At 41.0% G+C, this 19,980-nt stretch carries 23 protein-coding genes; 7 read left to right on the top strand and 16 right to left on the bottom strand.

The features are described 5' to 3' along the window. Window positions 1–8 precede the first annotated feature (8 nt). The 3 genes from QWT69_RS00935 (at window position 9) to QWT69_RS00925 (ending at window position 2,367) form a co-directional block, all read left to right on the top strand. The gene (locus QWT69_RS00935; protein ID WP_317968094.1) at window positions 9–347 is read left to right on the top strand and encodes a hypothetical protein; all 339 of its coding nucleotides are present in this window, start codon (window positions 9–11) and stop codon (window positions 345–347) included. A gap of 403 nt (window positions 348–750) precedes the next feature. Beyond that, a complete protein-coding gene (locus QWT69_RS00930; protein WP_317968092.1) occupies window positions 751–1,110 on the top strand; it encodes a hypothetical protein in 360 nt (119 codons plus the stop codon). Window positions 1,111–1,173: 63 nt separating this feature from the next. Continuing rightward, window positions 1,174–2,367 carry an alanyl-tRNA editing protein gene (locus QWT69_RS00925; protein ID WP_317968091.1) on the top strand — a complete coding sequence of 398 codons (1,194 nt, stop codon included), beginning with the start codon at window positions 1,174–1,176 and terminating at the stop codon, window positions 2,365–2,367. A gap of 55 nt (window positions 2,368–2,422) precedes the next feature. Here the strand turns inward: QWT69_RS00925 and QWT69_RS00920 are convergent, their stop codons facing one another. Next, on the bottom strand, window positions 2,423–3,391 hold the full coding sequence (locus QWT69_RS00920; protein WP_317968090.1) for a c-type cytochrome: 969 nt from the start codon (window positions 3,389–3,391) through the stop codon (window positions 2,423–2,425). A gap of 410 nt (window positions 3,392–3,801) precedes the next feature. Further along, on the bottom strand, window positions 3,802–5,259 hold the full coding sequence (gene proS, locus QWT69_RS00915; RefSeq protein ID WP_431312331.1) for a proline--tRNA ligase: 1,458 nt from the start codon (window positions 5,257–5,259) through the stop codon (window positions 3,802–3,804). Window positions 5,260–5,656: 397 nt separating this feature from the next. Between proS and QWT69_RS00910 the strand changes: the two genes are divergently transcribed. Continuing rightward, the gene (locus tag QWT69_RS00910) at window positions 5,657–5,995 is read left to right on the top strand and encodes a zinc ribbon domain-containing protein YjdM (protein WP_317968087.1); all 339 of its coding nucleotides are present in this window, start codon (window positions 5,657–5,659) and stop codon (window positions 5,993–5,995) included. Between the two features lie 49 nt (window positions 5,996–6,044). Here QWT69_RS00910 and QWT69_RS00905 read toward each other — a convergent pair whose 3' ends face one another. The 3 genes from QWT69_RS00905 to QWT69_RS00895 all read right to left on the bottom strand — a co-directional run bounded on the left by QWT69_RS00905 (window position 6,045) and on the right by QWT69_RS00895 (window position 9,563). Further along, complete coding sequence (locus QWT69_RS00905) at window positions 6,045–6,851, bottom strand: cytochrome c oxidase assembly protein (RefSeq protein ID WP_317968085.1); 807 nt, start codon at window positions 6,849–6,851, stop codon at window positions 6,045–6,047. 120 nt (window positions 6,852–6,971) lie between these two features. Next, window positions 6,972–8,717, bottom strand: a complete 1,746-nt coding sequence (locus QWT69_RS00900) for a GMC family oxidoreductase (protein ID WP_317968083.1) — start codon at window positions 8,715–8,717, stop codon at window positions 6,972–6,974. Between the two features lie 15 nt (window positions 8,718–8,732). Continuing rightward, a complete protein-coding gene (locus tag QWT69_RS00895) occupies window positions 8,733–9,563 on the bottom strand; it encodes a gluconate 2-dehydrogenase subunit 3 family protein (protein WP_317968081.1) in 831 nt (276 codons plus the stop codon). Window positions 9,564–9,767: 204 nt separating this feature from the next. Between QWT69_RS00895 and QWT69_RS00890 the strand changes: the two genes are divergently transcribed. Next, window positions 9,768–10,193, top strand: a complete 426-nt coding sequence (locus tag QWT69_RS00890) for a GatB/YqeY domain-containing protein (protein WP_317968079.1) — start codon at window positions 9,768–9,770, stop codon at window positions 10,191–10,193. A 72-nt stretch (window positions 10,194–10,265) separates the two neighbouring features. Here the strand turns inward: QWT69_RS00890 and QWT69_RS00885 are convergent, their stop codons facing one another. The 11 genes from QWT69_RS00885 to QWT69_RS00835 all read right to left on the bottom strand — a co-directional run bounded on the left by QWT69_RS00885 (window position 10,266) and on the right by QWT69_RS00835 (window position 17,827). Next, window positions 10,266–10,775, bottom strand: a complete 510-nt coding sequence (locus tag QWT69_RS00885) for a hypothetical protein (RefSeq protein WP_317968077.1) — start codon at window positions 10,773–10,775, stop codon at window positions 10,266–10,268. 201 nt (window positions 10,776–10,976) lie between these two features. Then, entirely contained in the window at window positions 10,977–11,213 is a 237-nt protein-coding gene (locus QWT69_RS00880) for a hypothetical protein (RefSeq protein WP_317968075.1), read from the bottom strand. A gap of 35 nt (window positions 11,214–11,248) precedes the next feature. Next, entirely contained in the window at window positions 11,249–11,449 is a 201-nt protein-coding gene (locus QWT69_RS00875) for a hypothetical protein (RefSeq protein ID WP_317968073.1), read from the bottom strand. 97 nt (window positions 11,450–11,546) lie between these two features. Then, a complete protein-coding gene (locus QWT69_RS00870; protein WP_317968071.1) occupies window positions 11,547–12,443 on the bottom strand; it encodes an alpha/beta hydrolase in 897 nt (298 codons plus the stop codon). Between the two features lie 787 nt (window positions 12,444–13,230). Continuing rightward, window positions 13,231–13,641 (bottom strand): hypothetical protein, encoded by a 411-nt coding sequence (locus QWT69_RS00865; RefSeq protein WP_317968069.1) that lies wholly within the window; start codon window positions 13,639–13,641, stop codon window positions 13,231–13,233. A gap of 217 nt (window positions 13,642–13,858) precedes the next feature. Beyond that, window positions 13,859–14,035: a hypothetical protein gene (locus tag QWT69_RS00860; RefSeq protein WP_317968067.1), complete on the bottom strand. Its 177-nt coding sequence runs from the start codon at window positions 14,033–14,035 to the stop codon at window positions 13,859–13,861. Between the two features lie 145 nt (window positions 14,036–14,180). Further along, window positions 14,181–14,837, bottom strand: a complete 657-nt coding sequence (locus QWT69_RS00855) for a Type 1 glutamine amidotransferase-like domain-containing protein (RefSeq protein WP_317968065.1) — start codon at window positions 14,835–14,837, stop codon at window positions 14,181–14,183. A 128-nt stretch (window positions 14,838–14,965) separates the two neighbouring features. Continuing rightward, complete coding sequence (locus tag QWT69_RS00850) at window positions 14,966–15,769, bottom strand: alpha/beta fold hydrolase (protein ID WP_317968063.1); 804 nt, start codon at window positions 15,767–15,769, stop codon at window positions 14,966–14,968. 121 nt (window positions 15,770–15,890) lie between these two features. Then, window positions 15,891–16,646, bottom strand: a complete 756-nt coding sequence (locus QWT69_RS00845; protein ID WP_317968061.1) for a hypothetical protein — start codon at window positions 16,644–16,646, stop codon at window positions 15,891–15,893. A 28-nt stretch (window positions 16,647–16,674) separates the two neighbouring features. Continuing rightward, window positions 16,675–17,196 carry a hypothetical protein gene (locus QWT69_RS00840; RefSeq protein ID WP_317968059.1) on the bottom strand — a complete coding sequence of 174 codons (522 nt, stop codon included), beginning with the start codon at window positions 17,194–17,196 and terminating at the stop codon, window positions 16,675–16,677. Window positions 17,197–17,269: 73 nt separating this feature from the next. Further along, the gene (locus tag QWT69_RS00835) at window positions 17,270–17,827 is read right to left on the bottom strand and encodes a DUF1572 family protein (protein ID WP_317968057.1); all 558 of its coding nucleotides are present in this window, start codon (window positions 17,825–17,827) and stop codon (window positions 17,270–17,272) included. A 155-nt stretch (window positions 17,828–17,982) separates the two neighbouring features. Here QWT69_RS00835 and QWT69_RS00830 point away from each other — a divergent pair, with 155 nt between their 5' ends. Both QWT69_RS00830 and QWT69_RS00825 read left to right on the top strand, forming a co-directional pair. Then, window positions 17,983–18,120: a hypothetical protein gene (locus tag QWT69_RS00830; RefSeq protein WP_317968055.1), complete on the top strand. Its 138-nt coding sequence runs from the start codon at window positions 17,983–17,985 to the stop codon at window positions 18,118–18,120. A gap of 276 nt (window positions 18,121–18,396) precedes the next feature. After that, window positions 18,397–19,932: an AbgT family transporter gene (locus QWT69_RS00825; protein ID WP_317968053.1), complete on the top strand. Its 1,536-nt coding sequence runs from the start codon at window positions 18,397–18,399 to the stop codon at window positions 19,930–19,932. Window positions 19,933–19,980: the final 48 nt, after the last annotated feature.

Genomic DNA, 19,980 nt, shown 5'->3' with positions numbered 1-19,980 from the left:
GAAGGGTGATGCGGGCATCACCCTTTTTTGATGATTTGAGTGTGGAGCTGCTTACGGGCGCACTATCCACTTTTACGGGCGCGGGCAGGTTGCTTACGGGCGCACTATCCACTTTTACGGGCGCGGGCAGGTTGCTTACGGGCGCACCACACACTTTTACGGGCGCGGGCAGGCTGCTTACGGGCGCACTATCCACTTTTACGGGCGCGGAGATGTTCTGCCCCAGGTTGAGCGGATTCCATAGCAACTTGAGCGGTTTCTGCTCCATGTTGAGCAGATTCCATAGCAACTTGAGCGGTTTCTGCGCCATGTTGAGCGGATCTCATAGCAACTTGAGCGGTTTCTGACCCAGGTTGAGCAGATTCCATCGCAACTTGAGCGGTTTCTGACCCAGGTTGAGCGGATTCCATAGCAACTTGAGCGGTTTTCTGACCCAGGTTGAGCGGATCTCATAGCAACTTGAGCGGTTTCTGCGCCAGGTTGAGCGGATTCCATAGCAACTTGAGCGCTTTCTGCTCCATGTCGAGCGGATCGCATAGTAACTTGAGCGGTTTCTGCCCCATGTTGAGCGGATTCCATAGCAACTTGAGCGGATTCCATAGTAACTTGAGCGGTTCTGCTCCATGTTGAGCGAATCGCTTTTTCACCGACTTGCATATACTAGGATACCCCTTCCTTCTCACCATTTATGAATATTTATTGCCGACTTCGGGTATAGATTGTTTAGGTAGCTAGTTAGGAGGCTTGAATATGGACACTTTTATGATTTTCTTGAATACAATGATCATTATCACTTATATTCTCTTAATCGGATTTATAACTCCCTTTATCATGCGGTTCCTGAAAAACAGGAATTATGATGTATTCATTCAGCTCATTCCAATAGCAGCGATCACATTGCTCAGTAGCTTTATTATTTCAAAAGGGCTTGGTGGATTGCAGGAGTTGCTGTTTTTCAGAGTGGTGATAATCGTTTCATCAATTTTGCTCGTCTCCTTACTTTTCCTCACGTTAGCGATGAGGCATCTTTGGAAAGAGGAATACGATAAATTGATTCAGCGGATGGTAAGTTTATTCCCAAAAAATGATCGACGCTTCTCACTGAAATAGTGAGAAGCTTTTTCCATTTTGGTGTACACTTATCGTAAACAATTTTTATAAGGGGACGAAAATATGTTAAAAGACCGAATCTATTACAAAGACGCCTATCGACAAACATTCACTTCCCGTATTTTACATACCGGTACTGATGAACAAGGGAGACCTTATGCCGTACTCGACAATACCGCTTTCTATCCGACGGGTGGAGGACAGCCCCACGATACGGGCACAATTGACGGGATTGCTGTCACGGATGTCGAGGAGTTCGATGGAGAAATCCGTCACTTTCTTGAAAGTGCACTTCATTCAAAAGATGAAGTGGAAGGTTTAATCGATTGGGAACGCCGCTTCGATCATATGCAGCAACACGCAGGTCAGCATATTTTGACGGCTGCGTTTGTTGAACTGTTCGGGTTTCCAACAATCAGCTTCCATTTGGGCAAAGGCCTTGTCTCCATTGATCTTGACGTAGAAAATATTTCACAACAGCAATTGACAGCTGCCGAGAATCTAGCAAATCAAATTATTCTCGAAAACCGTCCCATTGAAACGACTTTCATTACAGAAGATGAACTGAAAAATTATAATTTACGTAAACAACCATCTGTCACCGACGAAATCCGTCTTGTCATCATCCCTGAGTTTGACTACAACGGCTGTGGTGGGACACACCCGGACTCGACAAGTGAAATCGGTTTGTTGAAAATCATTTCGACAGAAAAACAGAAACGGAAAGTCCGCGTACAATTTGCTTGTGGCAACCGTATTCTTCAGCAACTGCACCGGAAACACGAAGAACTGTCTGCCGCTTCAAAGTTGTTAAGCGCACCAGAAGATGGCATCGCAACCGCTATTGAGAAACTCCTTGAATCAAATCGAATTGCTGAAAAAGCATTGGTTGATGCGAAGGAAAATCTGTTGACATACGAGGCGAAAGAATTGTTGGCTGAGCAAACAGATTCGATTGTAAAGGCCACCTTCACACATCGTACTGTGCAGGAACTTCAACAATTAGCACGTCTGCTTGTCGGAGAAGGAAATGATTCAGTCATTGCGCTTCTCGCCGCCGAAAACGAAGACAAACTTCAATTTGTAGCAGCCCGAGGCGTGTCTGCTACTGCCAGCATGAAAATGGTGTCTGCAACCGTTCTGCCTACTATTAATGGCAAAGGCGGTGGCAATGATACGTTTGTTCAAGGTGGCGGAGAAAAAACGATCTCTGTTGTTGACCTTGCCAATTTAATGGAATCCAGCATCCTTAATTAAAAGAATCCTCCCGACCAGTAATATCGTCGGGAGGATTTTTATGCATACTAATGAATTAATTCTTGCCGAGCACTTCATTCCAATCAATTGTACCGTCTTTAATGGCGTCACGCTTATCCTTCGTCATAATATCGGAAGGACGTCCACCATGCGGCCAATCTTTAGCATGGTTTTTCCATTCAGGACGGTCTTGCGAAAGGATGTATGCAGCCAAATCACTCGATTCTTGGTCAGTCAATGTGCCTGCTGCGCCAATCGGCATGTTGTTCTGGATATAACCAGCCATTTTCGACATTCTTGCAATACCCGCACCGTCGTTAAATGAACCTTCGCCCCATAAAGCTGGTCCTGTATTAGAACCTGTTCCTGAACCGTCAGCGGCGTGACAAGCAATACATGATTTCTGATACAATTCTTCCCCATCAGCAATACTAGGAACCGGCACATCATCCATATTGCTTAAATGGCGCCAAGGTAATTCCGCACCTACGGGAATGCCTTCAGAAATGTACGCCAAATAAGCGACCATTGCGTCTAGATCTTCGTCGTCATCCGCAAATTTCTGTCCGTCCATACTTCTTACCATACAACCGTTGATACGTTCTTCCAATGTGACAATCTGGCCAGAACGACCAATGTACATCGGATAAACCGAAGCCATTCCGACTAAGGAAGATACTTCTTCATCCATACCTGCTCCTGCGTGACAGCTTGTACATGACAGTTCATTGACTCGTGCTTCACCGTCTGCAGTAGTTGCCGCCTCACTTCTTAAGACGTTCGATGTGTCATTCGTTAATTCATAACCACGTAAAATGGCTTCTCCCAATGGGCCGTCCGGTACATCATCCAAAGATGGTGGATTATGTACAATGCCCGCTACTTGTGTCGGTGTTTCTTCAATTGGTGCTCCGCTGTCGTTCGTTGCTTCTTTGTTGGCCTTTAGCTGATACGCCATCGCACCAATCATTGCAAACGCGACAACTAATAGGAATCCTAGAACGAGTGTAGATGTTTTTCTCATTTCTAATACCTCCTTTTCTATACCTTCAGTCTATCTATCAAACTATTGGTTATCTATATAATCTACAAACTTATCTAATTCCGAAACAACTTTGTGGCAAATTAAAGAAATTAAGGAACAATTACCATGTTTCCATTTGACATTTACAACGTTCTATACCTCGTTGGCTATATCAGTCGAAAGATTAGATCCTCAAACAAAGGATTGAATACCCCCGACCGTTTGTTGCTCTAATTATCCCTCAGTAACGCTCGCATCTAGGCTATCACCGCTTATGGGCTTTCCATCACCGCTTACCGATCCTCTATCACCGCTCAACCGCGATCTATCACCACTCATCCACTTTATGACAATAAAAAAGCCCCCTACCTAGCCGAAAGCAGCTAAATAAGGGACCTCCTCTTCAATTCTTAGTAAGCTCTTGCAAACCACACAGTGTGCTTCGCATCATTCCCACAATTAATGCATGCCGACTTTTCAGCTGGAGGGTTGAACGGAATATTACGTGTCGTAAATTTCGTCTCTTCCTTCACATGCTCTTCACAATCATCATCGCCACACCAGCCAGCTAAAATCCATCCTGGGATTTCACCTTTGTCAGATGAATCACCAATATGCTTTTTCAACTCATCCAATGTGTCGATATGTGTATGCGAATGCTCCGCACGGAATGCGCGCGCCTTTTCAAGCAAGCGTGTTTGCATTGTTTGCAGTTCCTGCTCGATGCTCTCAACCAATTTCGCCAAATCGACAGCGACTTTCTCATCTGCGTCACGTGCTTTCATTAGCGCCTGGTCATTCTCAAGATCCCGTGGTCCGAGTTCAACGCGGACAGGAACACCTTTTAGTTCCCACTCATTAAACTTATACCCAGGGGATTGATCGGAATCATCCAACCGTACACGGATGCCTTTTGCTTTCAATTCTTTGAAAATCGCGTCAAGCTTCTCCATGATGGCAGGGTTTTTCTTCCACGGACCAACCGGGATGAGCACAACTTGTGTCGGTGCTACACGTGGCGGCAACACTAACCCTTGCTCGTCACCGTGAACCATAATGACAGAACCAATCAGACGTGTAGACGTACCCCATGATGTTGTATGGACGAATTCATGTCGGTTTTCTTTCGTCAAATACTTGATGTCGAATGCTTCAGCAAATTTCGTTCCTAAGTAGTGTGATGTACCCGCTTGAACGGCCTTCCCGTCCTTCATCATCGCTTCGATGGAATACGTATCAACCGCACCCGCAAAACGTTCTGAAGGCGTCTTCTGACCGTCATAGACAGGAATCGCCAACAATTCCTCAACAACTTCTTTATAAATGTTCAACATTTGCATCGTTTCTGCACGTGCTTCCTCTTCGTCAACATGTGCTGTATGCCCTTCTTGCCATAAAAATTCTGATGTACGGATGAATGGCAATGTCTTCTTCTCCCAACGGAACACGTTTGCCCATTGGTTAATTAATACCGGCAAGTCGCGGTAGCTCTTAATCCAATCCGAATACAAATGACCGATCATTGTTTCAGACGTCGGACGAAGTGCCAAACGCTCTTCCAGCTTTTCGCCTGCCGCTTCCGTAACCCATGGCAGTTCAGGTGAAAACCCTTCGATATGATCCTTTTCCTTCTCAAAGAATGATTCAGGAATTAACATCGGGAAGTATGCATTTCGGTGACCTGTTTCTTTAAAGCGTTTGTTCATCTCATCCTGGATATGCTCCCAAATTTCGTACCCATCCGGTTTGAATGCGATACAGCCGCGGACTGGTGTGTAATCCATCAAATCTGCCTTCTGAATCGTATCAATATACCATTTTGAAAAATCGTTTTGCTGATTGCTCACACTAATTTCCTCCCTAAACATAGTAAAAAGCACAAAGCTGTCCCTCAAATAAGGACGTCTTTGTGCTGGATAGACGTGGTACCACCTTCGTTTAGCCTATGATGATTGACGATCATAAGCCCTCGGACGTTTAGTAACGAAAACGACTCGGTTATGTTTACATAACATCTCCGTGGTAGGGTTCAATGAAAAGCGGTGGTATAGCTCTCAGCAAGTCGCTATACTTTCTGGTTCACAATTTCCATCTACTAGGCCACATCTCTGATTCCATATTGCTTATAATATACCAAAGATTATCGTTTCATACAAATTCATTCACACTTCCTTGCACATCTGCCCTCTTCTTTTCCGGACGACTTGGCTTATTCGATTTATTTGATATAGTAGATAGGATACTATTGGATGGAGGAATCTGCTTATGAGTACTTTACCAAATTGCCCAAAATGTAATTCGGAATACACATATGAAGATGGCAATCAGTTTGTCTGCCCTGAATGTGCATATGAATGGACAGCAGCATCTGAAGTGGAAGAACAGGAAGAAAAAGTATACCGCGATTCAAATGGAAACGTCTTGAAGGACGGCGATACAATTACCGTCATTAAAGACTTGAAAGTGAAAGGCAGTTCCAATGTCGTCAAGATGGGAACACGCGTGAAAAACATCAAACTAGTTGATGGTGATCATGACATCGATTGCAAGATCGACGGTTTCGGTCAGATGCAATTGAAAACTGAATTCGTCAAGAAGATTTAACCTATACTAACCGCTGCCCGGAATGGTTCCGATCAGCGGTTTTGTTTTCTTATTCCTGCACTTTTCCTTCAAGTTTCACGACCATGACCAAACTGGCTTTGTGCAACCCGAGCATAAGGAATCCGGACAGCGCCTGATCGTATTTCGTGTTGAATGGCGATGGCAATACATCTGAAGCTCCTAAGTCAGGAGGCAGACATAAATGGACGACAAGTTGATTTAGCAACGGATTATTTCCGGCATCCATAAAGGCGGTTAGTATGAATAAAAGGCAGGCAGGAAGAAGGATATACCCACTAGTCATGGCATAGCGCTTCATTTCAGCAACAGGCAGCCTTTGTTGAGGATCCGGCGAAACCATCGGCCACCACATGCCAAAGGATAGGAGGAACAATATAAATAAATATAAACTCTTTAGAATAGGTGTTTTCACTAAAACAGTTAGCAGGAATGGCAAATGATACAGCAAAAACAGCACTGCGAATAGGTAGAGGAAGGTTCTAGAAGCATGTCGAATACGAGGAAACTTATGGACTATCGGAATAGACAATAGCTTTTGATAAAGCGACAGTGGAATACCGAGTAAGAGAAGTGGTGGGATGATGAAATACAGGATACTCATTTGCAACATGTGCAAGCTGAAAGATAGATAGCTAATGACAGCTAGAGGGCTTCCGATGATGATATAGGAAAGAACAATTCCAACAATAAAAACGATTGGTTGTTGGCTAGTCAATCTGAGTTCGGTTTGTTTATTAACTAAAAATAAATAACATCCAACTACAAAAACCAAGCTTCCTAATAGTAGCCAGTTCCATGACAAATGTCCGGTTAGCAGTAGCCCTATAGTTGGCATATGACATACTATCCCCTTCCTTACGCCACCTTCACTCAGTATATGATACGACGACACGATTATTTCCCCAGAGAAAAACACACTCGAACGAAAACGAGTGTGTTAAGGTATGCCATTCATTCACACATGACTGCCAACTTCTTTGCGTGTGACCAATAGACCGCCATTCTTCAAATACTTTTCAATGCCTTCCGCGGCTCGATAAGCCAATGCGCCAACAGTTTCTGTCGGATGATGTCCTGCGAATTGCGGGAAAGCGGAAGCCCCCACAACAAAAATGTTTTCTGCATCCCACATCTGTAAGTAGTTATTCACTGCAGAAGTTTTAGGATCTGCCCCCATGATAACGCCACCTGCGTAATGTCCACCATCATAGATGTGGTCGAACTCTTCTGGCACTTCATCCTCATCGACAATATCCGCGCCCATTGCCTCCATTATTTCACGGCATTTTCCGATACCAAATTTAGCAATGTTTCGGTCTTGATCAGTGTATTTGAGCGTTGCACGCAAAAGTGGATCACCATTATCATCCTTATATGTTGGGTCAAGGCTAAGGTAGTTATGCCACCAAGACATATTAGCAGACGTGTACCAAACGACTAACGATCTGTTAGTGTAATGAATCGAGTTCTTCTTAAACTCTGCGCCCCACCCCGGAGTCCCACTTGGCACTTTGTTAGTCGCAATCGCCCCCGACCCATATTGCCTCATTTCAATTCCGCCGCCGTTAATGAAGTCTACATTCGTATGATCAAAGTTATCAGCCGCAAAATCCCCGATTACTCCACCTAATGCACCTGCACCTGCATAGTAGTTGAATTTTTTCTCATTGAAGAAGCCACGCGCGCCAAGGAATGTAATGTTGAATTGCCCATTGTAATTCCGACCGATAACACCTTTTCTCGTCTTCGGATCATACGGCTCTCCGATACCGGATAATAAGAGAAGGCGGTTGTTCGTGAAAGTAAAGGCCGCCAATACAACTACATCCGCGGGTTGTTCATATTCTTCACCCGTCAATGTATTCACATAAAGGACTCCTGTCGCTTTGCCATTTTCATATAGGACACGGCGGACATTTGCTCCAACCCTTGCTTCAAAATTCCCAGTCTTCATCGCTGTTGGAAGCACCGTAACAAGCGGATCCGATTTAGCTCCGAAGTCACACCCGTATTGTGTACAGTACGAACAATACATACATGCATTCATCGCTTCACCGTCAGGGTTTGTATACGACTGTGATAAATTGCCCGCTGCTACTTGATAAGGGTGATAGCCTAGTTTCTTAGTCGCTTCTTTAAATAATTTTATTGGCGGTGATTCTTTCATTGGGGGATTTGGATAATCACTGGAACGATTCGGTCCAAGCGGATCCGGTTCACCTGAAATACCAGCAGTTTTCTCCCATCGATCATAGTATTTTTCCATTTCATCATAAGTGATACCCCAGTCCTGAATCGTCATCCCCTCAGGAATTTTGGCTTCCCCATAACGCTCAATTGTTTTACTTCGAATTTCATAATCATACGGAGTCCAGCGGTAGGATGCACCCGCCCAGTGAACACTTCCACCGCCGAGATCATTTCCTGCCATCATTTCTTTCCGCGTACGGACCGGGAGCGCCACTTCATCTAAATTATTACGGGAAGTGATTGTTTCAGAAGAAAGGTTTTGCATCATTTCATAGCGGTTTGTATAACGTAGCTCATCTTTCACCCCTATGTAATCATCTCTCGTTTGGTTCTTACCACGTTCCAATGCAACTACTTTATAACCTGCCTTTGAAAGTTCGGCTGCTATAACGCCACCCGCCCATCCTGTTCCGACGACTACGACATCCACTTTTTCTAATTTAGTGACCATACGTATATCCTCCCATTAATGACCTTGATAATTTCTTAAACTTTGTGGTTCCAACTTTACGAACTCATCCACTTCAATTTGAGCCATATAACTAGCACGTGGGCCCGGGTATTCCTTCATCTTCCAACCCATCATATTTTTATTTCCACCATACACGGGATCCGCATACGCGCCTTCAATTGTCGTTTGCAAAAGCAGATTGAAGAAGTTCTTAGAGCCAATACCTTTCAATTCGACTTTCCCTTCCTCGAACATGCGAAGCACGTCATCTTGCTGTTCACCGGTAAGCTTGACAAAACTTTCACCAAACTCCTGTTGCGCAACATTATCCATTTCACGAAGACCTGTGACGAAAATTTCACTTCGTGTCATTTTCGATTGGTAACGCGGTGTCGGAGCAGGTACTTGTGTTTCAGCGTTCGGTCCTTGTTTATCTTGGTTTTTCGTGACATTATGATTGCCCGTATTCGTCGTATAGACGGCAAATGGACCTTTCATATATTCTTTTGCATTAATACCCCACTCTGTGCTCAATTGTTTGTCAATAAAGTACGGAATACCAAGCTCGATTGCTCCTGGACCTATATCGTCCTTCGGGAAAATACGTTCAGTTGCCGCCGATAAAATAGCAAAGTCTTGTCCGCGACTAAAAAACACGCGGGCATCTTGGATCTGACCACTCTCCGTTGTGGACTGGACTTCCGGCTTCTGTTGCATTTGGTTTGTCAACAGGCCACCTAGTAATCCGCCTCCGACTACTCCACCCGCGACTAGGCCTGTATTCTTCATGAACGTACGGCGGCTCATTCCTTTATATTCAGTCAAATCGTTCGGATTATCTGCCATGTTCAATTCCTCCTTTTAATAGTTCCCGCTTTCTATCCATCGTTGCCAGAGTCATCCAAATGTATTCAATCCAGTCTGTCACTTCTACAAAAATCGTTATCCAAAAGAAGCGAAAATTGATTTTGCTGCACAACTCTTCTATACTTTTTATACAAAACCTTTGTGACATTTACTTCCTATGAACTCAAAGAGAGGAGATTGACTATGTTAAAGACAACTGTGTTTGAACAACTAAAAACAGCAATGAGGGAGAAAGACACACTATCTAAAGGTGTGCTCACACTTCTGAAATCAGGTTTGGATTCCGCTGAAAAGGAAAAAGGGGATGTCTTAACGGAAGAAGAGGAAATCGCAATCGTCAACCGTGAAGTTAAACAGACGAACCAGGCACTAGATGGCGCGAAGCAGGCACAGCGTGAGGACTTAATCGAGCAAGAAGAGAAGAAACTGGAATTATTAAAGACATTCTTGCCGAAACAACTAAGCGAAGAAGAAGTGAAAACACTGCTTTCGGAAGCAGGAGTTACTAAGGGCATGAACATGGGAGAAGCCATGAAGATTGCCAAACCGGCACTAGCAGGAAAAACAGATGGCGCAACGATGTCGAAGGCTGTTAAAGACTTGATCTGATTCAATTCATTCTAGACAAACACCCCACCGTAGCAACATGTATCGGTGGGGTGTTTTGATATATTTTAATAATTACCATTCTATCTCCGTTAGATCTAAATCGAATTTAATCAATTCATTTACGCTTAATCCTTCGGGCGAATACTTAGCAAAGGCTTCTAATACCTCTGTATTTTTTTTATTTGCTTTCCATAGTGAAGACAAAAGTAATGCCAAACCGTACGTTGTAATGTTAACCCCGTTTTGAAGTGCCTGCTGGAATGTTTCGGCACTTTCTTCATACCTTCCAATCTTATGAAAGGTACAAGCACCATTATGGAGCAAGACAGTCATGGAGTTCTTTGTCAGTCTTGAAGAATTAAAAGATTCCCAACTTCCCAACATACTTTTATCTTTTTCGTCCGGTACTGTTTGGATCACTTCTTTAACCCTGTCCGTTAAATTCTTTATGTTTTTTTCGGCTTCCTTAAAAATTTCAGTCTGATTCAGATTGAAAGCTTGCTCTGCCAAAAGTGTATAATACGTTAATCCAGCAAAGATATTGTTTCCCCATTTTTCATCCTCATTAATTACACCCAACATATTCTTTAAAGGAACTTCTAACTCTGTAAATCTCTCCAGAACTAATAGAGATTGAGCAGCTGCGCGATGACTTTCAAACCTGACTCCCCTATTTTCTTCAGTTCTCGTTGAGTGTTCACAAGCAAATAAATACCAGGTCTTCCATTCATCGAAGTAATCACCAAGGGATAATGTGAGAGCTTGCGTTGCATCCGATACAATCTAATGCAGTTTATGAGGAAACAAAGCTTGTTTCCCCCATTTTACAAATTCTACATGATTTTCATAAACCTCCTGAGGTTTTCGCTGGACAGCAGATATGTCTGAGATATTCCAGTACATCCAACCCATTTCATCTGTCGACAATATCTGTGTTCTTTTACAATCATGCAATAACTGCAATGCTTCTTCGTTCATTCCATTTTTTATTAACAAGTCGATTTTTTCAAATGTAACCATTCTCATTCCTCCAGCAATCTAAAATAACCTGCTAATTACGGTTTGATGAAATAGGCCAAGATGGGAAGAGAAATTACAACGAATACACTTTGAAATAAAGATAAAATCACATCTTTCTTCCAAGTGTTTTTTTCAGGATATCGATTCGCAATCCGTTGAAATAAAAGTAGACCTACCCACCAGAAGGACCAAGCAATAACAATCGAACTGAAATTCGCGTAAAAATCACTGTACAATTTACACCCACCTTTCACTATTTCTATACGATATGTAACAAAACAACGCTATACTGGACCAATGTTTAGTAAACAACTATGCACGTTAATGGAATATCTATTTGCTAGAAATTTGTTTTATACAGTCGATAAGCAGATCTGGTTGATCAAGGAACACAGAATGTCCCGAGTTACTAGCAATGATTAACTCACCTTTAGTAGATAGTTTGGCTTGGTTAGTAATTAACTCCGCCCACTTCTCTTCAAACTTTGTTAACTCCCATAGAGGTACCCCTGTTTTCAACTCCGATTTAATCGCAAACTCTTTATCACGTCCAATTACGATTAATGGAATGTCTGGAAAGTCTCCCATGTCCTTAATAATTTCCGCATCATTTTTCCATTCCCTAATTTCAATTGCCATTGCTTTGTACAGCGATGGGTTAACTTGGAAATCAAGTATTCTCTGTTGAATAGCGATAGGAAAATAACGATGTTTATCATGCAACGATGGTTTGATAATTTTCCGTAATTTCTCTTTGTCTTTTGTCGCGTAAATTAAACATTTCTCAACCCAGACTTCATCCGTTTCTTTATTTAAGACAGGCAGTTCTAGCTGGTCCAGAACTTTTAATTCAACTGAAGTCGAGTCCACCAAAATTACCCCTGCCACCTTATCGGGATATGCCTTAGCAAAATGTTGAGCGCATAAACCGCCATAGGAATGCCCTACTATATAAATCGGTTCCTTAATTTCAAAATGATCAAGCAAACCGACTAAATCTTGAACGGTCTTTTCAGTGCCACTTATATTCCCACCAATTTCACTTTGACCAAGTCCCTGCCGGTGAAACGTTAATATTCTATTGTTTTGAAATACGTTTTCGATAATGTTATACCACTCATCAAAAGAACAACCCATCCCCGTAAGAATAACGATCAGCGGACCACTATTACCTTTGTATTGCACTTCAATTTTATTGTTATTTATTCGTATCAGTTGATTAATACCCATCACCACTTATCTAAATAATTTACTTTAGACTAAATCTTTCACTCCATTGGTTGAAGTGCAGGCAGCTACTCTGTGAGGCTCGGATAATGCCGTCACGAAGAATAGATTTTGTGAATATGAATGGAGCTAAGTATCTCTGTCTCACTTTCTGTAGTAGACACCAAATTAAGGCCAAGCAAACTCATCACAAGTCGTATATATGGAGGAATCTACTTCCTACAAAAAATAGTCGTATTCTACGTTTTAGTGTTAAGCTGACTTACTTTCACTTCCTTATATACTTTTACACTATCGAAAATACTAATAACCAATACAATCCATAAGAAAGGGTTCGTTAAAGATATACCTACTTGTGAAACGCCACCTACTAAAGTGAAAATAATGATCAGTGCGAGAATGTATCCAGTAGATAGTAATTGCCACTTAAAAGTAAGGCGTGAAGACTGGTGTTTTTGAAAGCGATTTGTAAAGATGCTTATCACAAAGGTCAGTATCAAAAGTCCAGTAAGTATTGACTTTGGTATATTTATAAATGGAATGACATTTGGAAAAAAATCATAAACGAGCAATAATGTTAGGATTATACGATTCAAGGCATCAAAGAAATTCAGTTTCACTTTCCATCATCTCCTTTATTAAAGTGTACGATTGTCTCACTTTCCGGAGAGACTTTTTTTAAATAGTTAAATAATTTAACTTATAAAACGATCACTACATTATTGTCATTAAATGTGTACCCGAATTCAGAAATAGAAGAGTGGATTTTACTAATGAAAGAGGTACCGCTTTACCTCTCAAATCGTTTGTTTAATTCATCATCGATATATGATGCAATTTCGGTTGGAAGTTCAATAACATCTTGAATTAGCACTACTCCATCTTCAGTAGCTGCAGGTATGAAATGCACAAGTACTGTTTTGCCATTATCAAAGGTGACTAAAGTGAAATTATTAATCTTTGAACTGTCAGTTGCAGTTTGCTTCACTGTGTCATACATTTTCTTTATACTTTCTTCGTCGTTACCTTCTTGTAGTAACTTTTTAAATTGCTCGTAATTATCGTCCCTTGCATATTGATTCATTAGGGAAGTTGTTTTTAATGGGCTATCTGGTACCCATGCCGAATTATCATTATTATTACTACATCCAGTAAGGATAACTGTTAGTGCTATTATTAGTATCCAAGACCACTTTTTCATTTATTAAATCCCCATCCGTTTGAGATTACCATCGGTTGAAATGACAAGAAGTAGTTACCCTTCACGGTACATTTTTCATTCTTTTCATTATCACTTCTTAACGATTGGTCCATTTACTACTACTAGTGATTTCCGATGTAAATGCGATTACTTTATTTACGTATCCAAACGATTGTGACCGTTATCTGTACGTGTTGACAGTATTTAAATGTAAAATTTATTCAGCACTATCATTCTGTCGATCATCTTTTTTGAAATTCATTTTCAAAGTCGTGTTGATGTTAATTAAAGCTATTAATATAAAACCAAGCATCACGAAAGTTACAATCTCACCTGTAAAAATAGATACAATGCCTAATAACGCGGCATATAACCCGTACCACTTGTTTTTCATTTACATTACCTCTCCTCTCTCTTGCTAATACTGTCATATTATGGCCCAGCTCTTATTCCAGAAGTGCATCCTGTTTACGGAACATCGTTCTGTAAAGTTTTGCTTAAAGATATTAATTCAATTAAACCAGAGCCAATTACCATAACTAGATCGTCTCATCTAATTTCTGAATCTCTGAGTGGGAAATTAAATATACATTGCCGAAAATGTCGATTTTGTCTCCCTTTACACGTACTGCGCAATCTTTGTTCGATGCATAAACATTCATTTCTTCCGATAAGGGAGACAGTTCGCTTTGAACGAGCTCCATATTATTTTCTAGATCAAAATGAGACAGGACAGAAAAGTTATCAAGGCCGATTCCATCGTAAACAGAGCTTACTTCAACTTTATCTCCAAAGTTTTTCGAGCATAACCATTTAGCGGACATGTTGATCGCACCAGCACTTGCTCCCATCACAACTGCGCTGCTTTTTTTTATCAAATCCGATAATGCATATTCCTTCAAAAAACCATTTTGTTTAAGAATATTTCCACCCAACAAGAAAACGACTGAAGCATTATGAATTAACTTTTGGGCATCTTCCTTCTGTACGCGATAATTAATTAAATGATATTCATTAAACATAATGCCAGCCTGGTCAAGCCAAGAGCGCTCGGTAGCACCATCATCTTCATAAATAGATGGATTCGAGCTAATCATTACAAGCGATTTTCGATCAGTGATATCCATCTGTAACACCCTGCCCAGACTCTCTGGAAAGAGATTGCTAAACCAACCTAAATAATAGTGAGTTTTCATAAATCCCCCCGTAAAAAATTGTGAATTACATTCATTCCTCGCTACTCATTCTGTTTTTTCGTCATATTGTTGCAAGGCAATGTTCCATTAATGCACCTAAGATTGTTTAAATGAAGAACAGTTGCTTTTTACAGTCGGTTTAAAAAGCCTGCTAATACATTATTGAATTCATTGTAATTATCAACATTCGAGTTATGAGCAGCATCACTAATTACAACTAATTGATATCCGTTCTGAGTTGCCCACTTATTATTATACTTCTTCACATTTCCTGTATTATCCTTTTCTCCAATCACTAATAAAACTGGGAAATTGAAATTGACTGCTTCTGTTCTCTTAAGTAACTCCTTATAGGCTACGTTCATAATGTTAATAATTTCATCTTTGCTTAGTTTAGAAACCGAAGAATACATATTATCAAAAGCATAATCCGTTCTAGTTGCCCCCTTAGAAATACTTTTAATTAAAGTCTTATAAGGAAACATAGACGATAAAAAGCCTATTTTGGATAGAATAAACCTTTCCCATTTCGGATAGTAATAATGGCCAAAAGGAGTAGTGTCAACTCCAACAAAGCCTATTACTTTTTCAGGGTAGCGAATTCCAAACTCTTGGCAAACATACCCACCTAAAGACTGACCTACTAATATAACTTCACTCAGGTCTTCTAAAGCCAATATGTTTTTCAGTACTTCTACAATGTTTGAATATGTAAAATCCGTGTAATGACGGGATTTTCCATGAAGAGGAAGATCTAATGTGATAATTTTACATTCGTTACTGAAATACTCAACTTGTTTATCAAACATAGAGTGATCAGCAGTCATACCATGTACAAAAAAAATACATTTTATATCGATACATTCATTGCCCCCAACCCAATAATGTATATTCCCATTCTCTGTATGTATTATTTTTTCCTCCATAGCCATTTCCACCCCACTTTACATAATCTGGCCCTATTGTTGAACGGGTACAGATCCTTACTCCAGAATTGCCCCCGTATCTGGAATAGTGTTAAACGCACCCGATTGCGAACTAGCTAGATAATCATTACTGTTGTTCCTCGATGATTAATTGTCCTTTTTGCTGGTCGACATTGAAAGTGAATTCCTTATTATCTACCAAATTTACTGAAACTGTTCTTCCTTGATAGCGTTCATCTACATAGATAAATACGTAACCCTCTTTTTCAATAATAACGAAACCTTCACGCTCTCCTTCTTGAAAATCCAATAAGCCATAACCTGCTTTTGAGTAATTAAATAGGGCAATGGCAGGCTTATCATCAACGGTTAGTGCAAAGGCTGTCAGCTCACCATCAATCCATTCATCTATTTTAGTTATTTCCGCAAGGTCTTTATTTAATGAATAAGGACTTTCATAAAACGATTGGATTTCACGCCAAAGATCTTGCTGTATCGGATATTCAAGATTTGACCAAGTTCCTATTTCTTTCACTTTATCTTTATCGACTCGTAAGATCACACCGATTGTTGGCGTCTCTATATCATTTACATTGAAATCACCAACCGTATATCCAGCTTCATAATGTTCCGGTACAACTGTGAATACCCTATTTGGGTAGTTTTTATCTAGATAATCACTTACGATTTCATACGCCTCTGAATGCTTATTCGTTTTCATCGTAGGAAAATAGAGAACGTATCCGATAAATCCTAAGACTAGGATGCTCGTAAACGCAATTGCTATTCTTCTTTTCTTTCTAAAAATAAACCACAGAATTGTTATCGCAACTAATACTGCAACTCCAATTACAAAAAAGTAAATCAGCTCTCTTGGACTCATATGATTTCTCCTAACACATAAGAAATTCTTACAATTGTTCTTCTAAAATCTGGCCCGATTCTTGAATACGTGCTTTATTATAACTAAGCTCCGTTGCTCGAAGCGGAAGATGGCCGACTCCGTAGGGATCAGCGAAAGCCAGAACGAAGAATGGCTTTTGCGAGATAAAGCTGGAACTTTTCGAGCATTCCCGCCTTAATTTCTGTAAAGAACACAGAAATACGTTAAAGCGAACCCTCTGCTGTTCGCTTGGCTGAAGTCGTGCCCGCGGAAAGCGTGTGCTGGAACGGATGGCAACAGTTTGCATGCTGGCCCGATTCTTGAATACAGGCTTAATATTGCAAGTCCTCTTTTGTAAGGTTGACATCGTAACCGTCCAAGAATAACTTTTCAATGTCGGCCATATCGTCCGTAAATGCCATTGCTTGATATAGTTCCAATGATTTTTTAGTGTGTAGAGATATTTGTAAGATATAAGCCCTCCATCGACGAGTATTGCCACAGCTACATTCGTTATGATACTTTTTGTCGACTGTTCCTTACCAAACATAGCAAAATCCCCCACAACTTTTCATCCATACATCCAGTTGTGGCACATAACTACGGTATGAGTGCCCAATAATTCAAATTTCATTTTTCACATTAGTTGGACTGGCGCTATTGAGCTTCTCTCGCAAATATTCTTCTGATTTTCCTTTTGGAATGCTGAGTTCACGCCAGTTTTCACCCTTCAATTGCTTTCCAATATATACAATTTGTCCAATATGATAAGCATAGTGTGCCATTTGTCTTTCAATTGCCTCTAAAACGGTGTGGTCTTCACCCCGAATCACTATGTGCTTCAGTAAATCCTCTACTGTCAAACCATTTAATGTGTTGAATAGTGTAATCCAACCACTTTCCCAAGTAGTTATCAAATCCTCTTTAGAAGAGATATCATTTTCAAACTCCTGATCGCGGTTCCTGTCAGGTTTTTCTCCATCCGTCGTTAAAAAGTCAGACCATCTGGACTTCATATTCCCGCTCAAATGCTTGACGATAACGCCAATACTGTTCGACGCTTCGTTAAAACTCCATTGATGATCGTCTTCCGCCAACTGATCGATTGTCTTATCCCCAAGATCTTTCACTGCCTGAAATCGTTCCTCCACAACTTTTAAGTACTCATTTCCCAAAACCATCCGTACTCCCCCTATTTAAAAGTAAAGAAGAAATGAAACATCCCTTCATACTAATACGTGTAGTACTAATTTTAGTTTCAAGATTCCGATAATTAATCATAAGATTAGTAATCATATAATGAAAAAGCACCCTTATCCGTTAAGAGTGCTTGTTTTTGAATAAAAGTCAGAATTTCCAATTGGAAATCATCACAACAAAAGTAATTAAGATTGATACAGCTAGAATAGTTAGAAGTTGTGCATACATCGCTGACTTCATTGAAGAGTTGTGGGAAGATGTCTCTGAACCGTAACGTAATGATGAGGATTAAATTCGTTATACTATGCAATGAATTATTTTTCCTTTTTCTAATTATCCAACGAAACTGACTTTATTATTATTTTTATCACAAACGCCTTCTCATTAAGCTTACATAAATATGTAACACTAATATGATAGTTCTTCATAGTTAGTCATTTTGAAAACCTATTCAAATTTCAAATGATTTTCATTATACTAAGGTTTGACTAAGAAGGGTTATAATTGTCAGAATAATTAATTGTATTTCATCAGGAGAAAGGGGTTTCCCATGCAAACGAAACGTAAAGGGTTTTTCCAAAAGTTTTTAGATATGATCGAAACAACTGGAAACCGCTTACCACATCCCGTAACGCTATTTGCATTGCTTGCGTTACTTGTCATTGTACTATCTGCTGTCGTTTCTTCCTTCGGGATCAGTGTTCCGCATCCCGGTAAAGAAGGAGAGGCCATTGAAGTTACAAACCTTCTCACCGTAGAAGGCATTCATTATATCATTACAAATATGACTGCAAATTTCATCAACTTCGCACCACTTGGCGTCGTCCTTATTACGATGCTCGGGATCGGATTAGCCGAAGGTTCGGGTCTGATCAGTGCGATGCTTCGTGGATTTGTCATGTCCGTACCAAAACGTCTGATTACGATAGGGCTTGTTTTCGCGGGTGTCATGTCCAGTGTTGCTTCTGATGCTGGTTATGTTGTACTTCCACCATTGGGCGCCGTCATTTTCGCTGCACTCGGCCGTCATCCGCTTGCCGGACTTGCCGCCGCATTCGCGGGTGTTTCCGGTGGATTCAGCGCCAACTTGCTGCTTTCTGGAACAGATGCCCTATTAGGGGAATTAACAATCATGTCTGCGGCAATCATTGATCCAGCGTATGCAGACGGCATGAACATCGCCATGAACTATTACTTCATCGCGGCTTCTGTTCTTGTTCTAACACTAGTCGGAGCTTGGGTAACTGAGAAAATTGTTGAGCCGCGTCTAGGCGAATATAACGGAGAATTCCGTGAAAAGGTGGAGAAGCTTACATCTATCGAGAAAAAGGGTCTTCTTTGGGCACTTCTATCAGTAATCGTTGCAGGAATCCTTGTTTCCTTGCTTGTTCTACTACCAGGTGCGCCTCTTCGTGGAGACGAAGCGGACATGCCGATTATTAAATCACCATTCATGAAATCACTTGTGCCGATTATCGCGTTCCTGTTCTTCGTTCCAGGACTCGTGTATGGTAAAGTGACGAAAGAAATTCGGAATGACAAAGATGTTGCAAGAATGCTGTCTGCAACAATGGCTGCAATGGGGACATTCATCGTATTGTCCTTTACAGCGAGCCAGTTCGTCGCATTCTTCTCAGAGTCGAACATGGGACTAGTACTCGGTGTATACGGTGCAAAGTTCCTTGAAAGTATTAACTTAACCGGTATTCCACTAATACTATTATTCATCGTCATTGCAGCATTCATTAACCTATTCATTGGTAGTGCCTCTGCAAAGTGGGCAATGATGGCACCGGTATTCGTACCGATTATGATGAAGCTTGGCTATTCACCGGAGCTGACACAAATGGCTTATCGAATTGCTGACTCATCCACGAATATCATTTCGCCACTAATGACGTACTTTGCGATTATTATTGCTTTCGCACAAAAATACGATAAGAAAATGGGTATTGGGACACTGATCTCTGTCATGTTCCCGTACGCTATGTTCTTCCTGCTAGTGTGGAGCATTACACTCATCGTCTGGATGCTATTCGGCATCGATCTCGGACCTGGATCTCCAATTCACTACAACGGAAACTAAGACTGAAGCACAACCTTCTATTGCGGGTTGTGCTTTTTTCATGCGATA

This window comes from Sporosarcina oncorhynchi, assembly GCF_033304615.1.
GTDB lineage: Bacteria > Bacillota > Bacilli > Bacillales_A > Planococcaceae > Sporosarcina > Sporosarcina oncorhynchi.
Note: the sequence above shows the minus strand (reverse complement) of the source record. Positions and strands in the feature narration are given on the sequence as shown.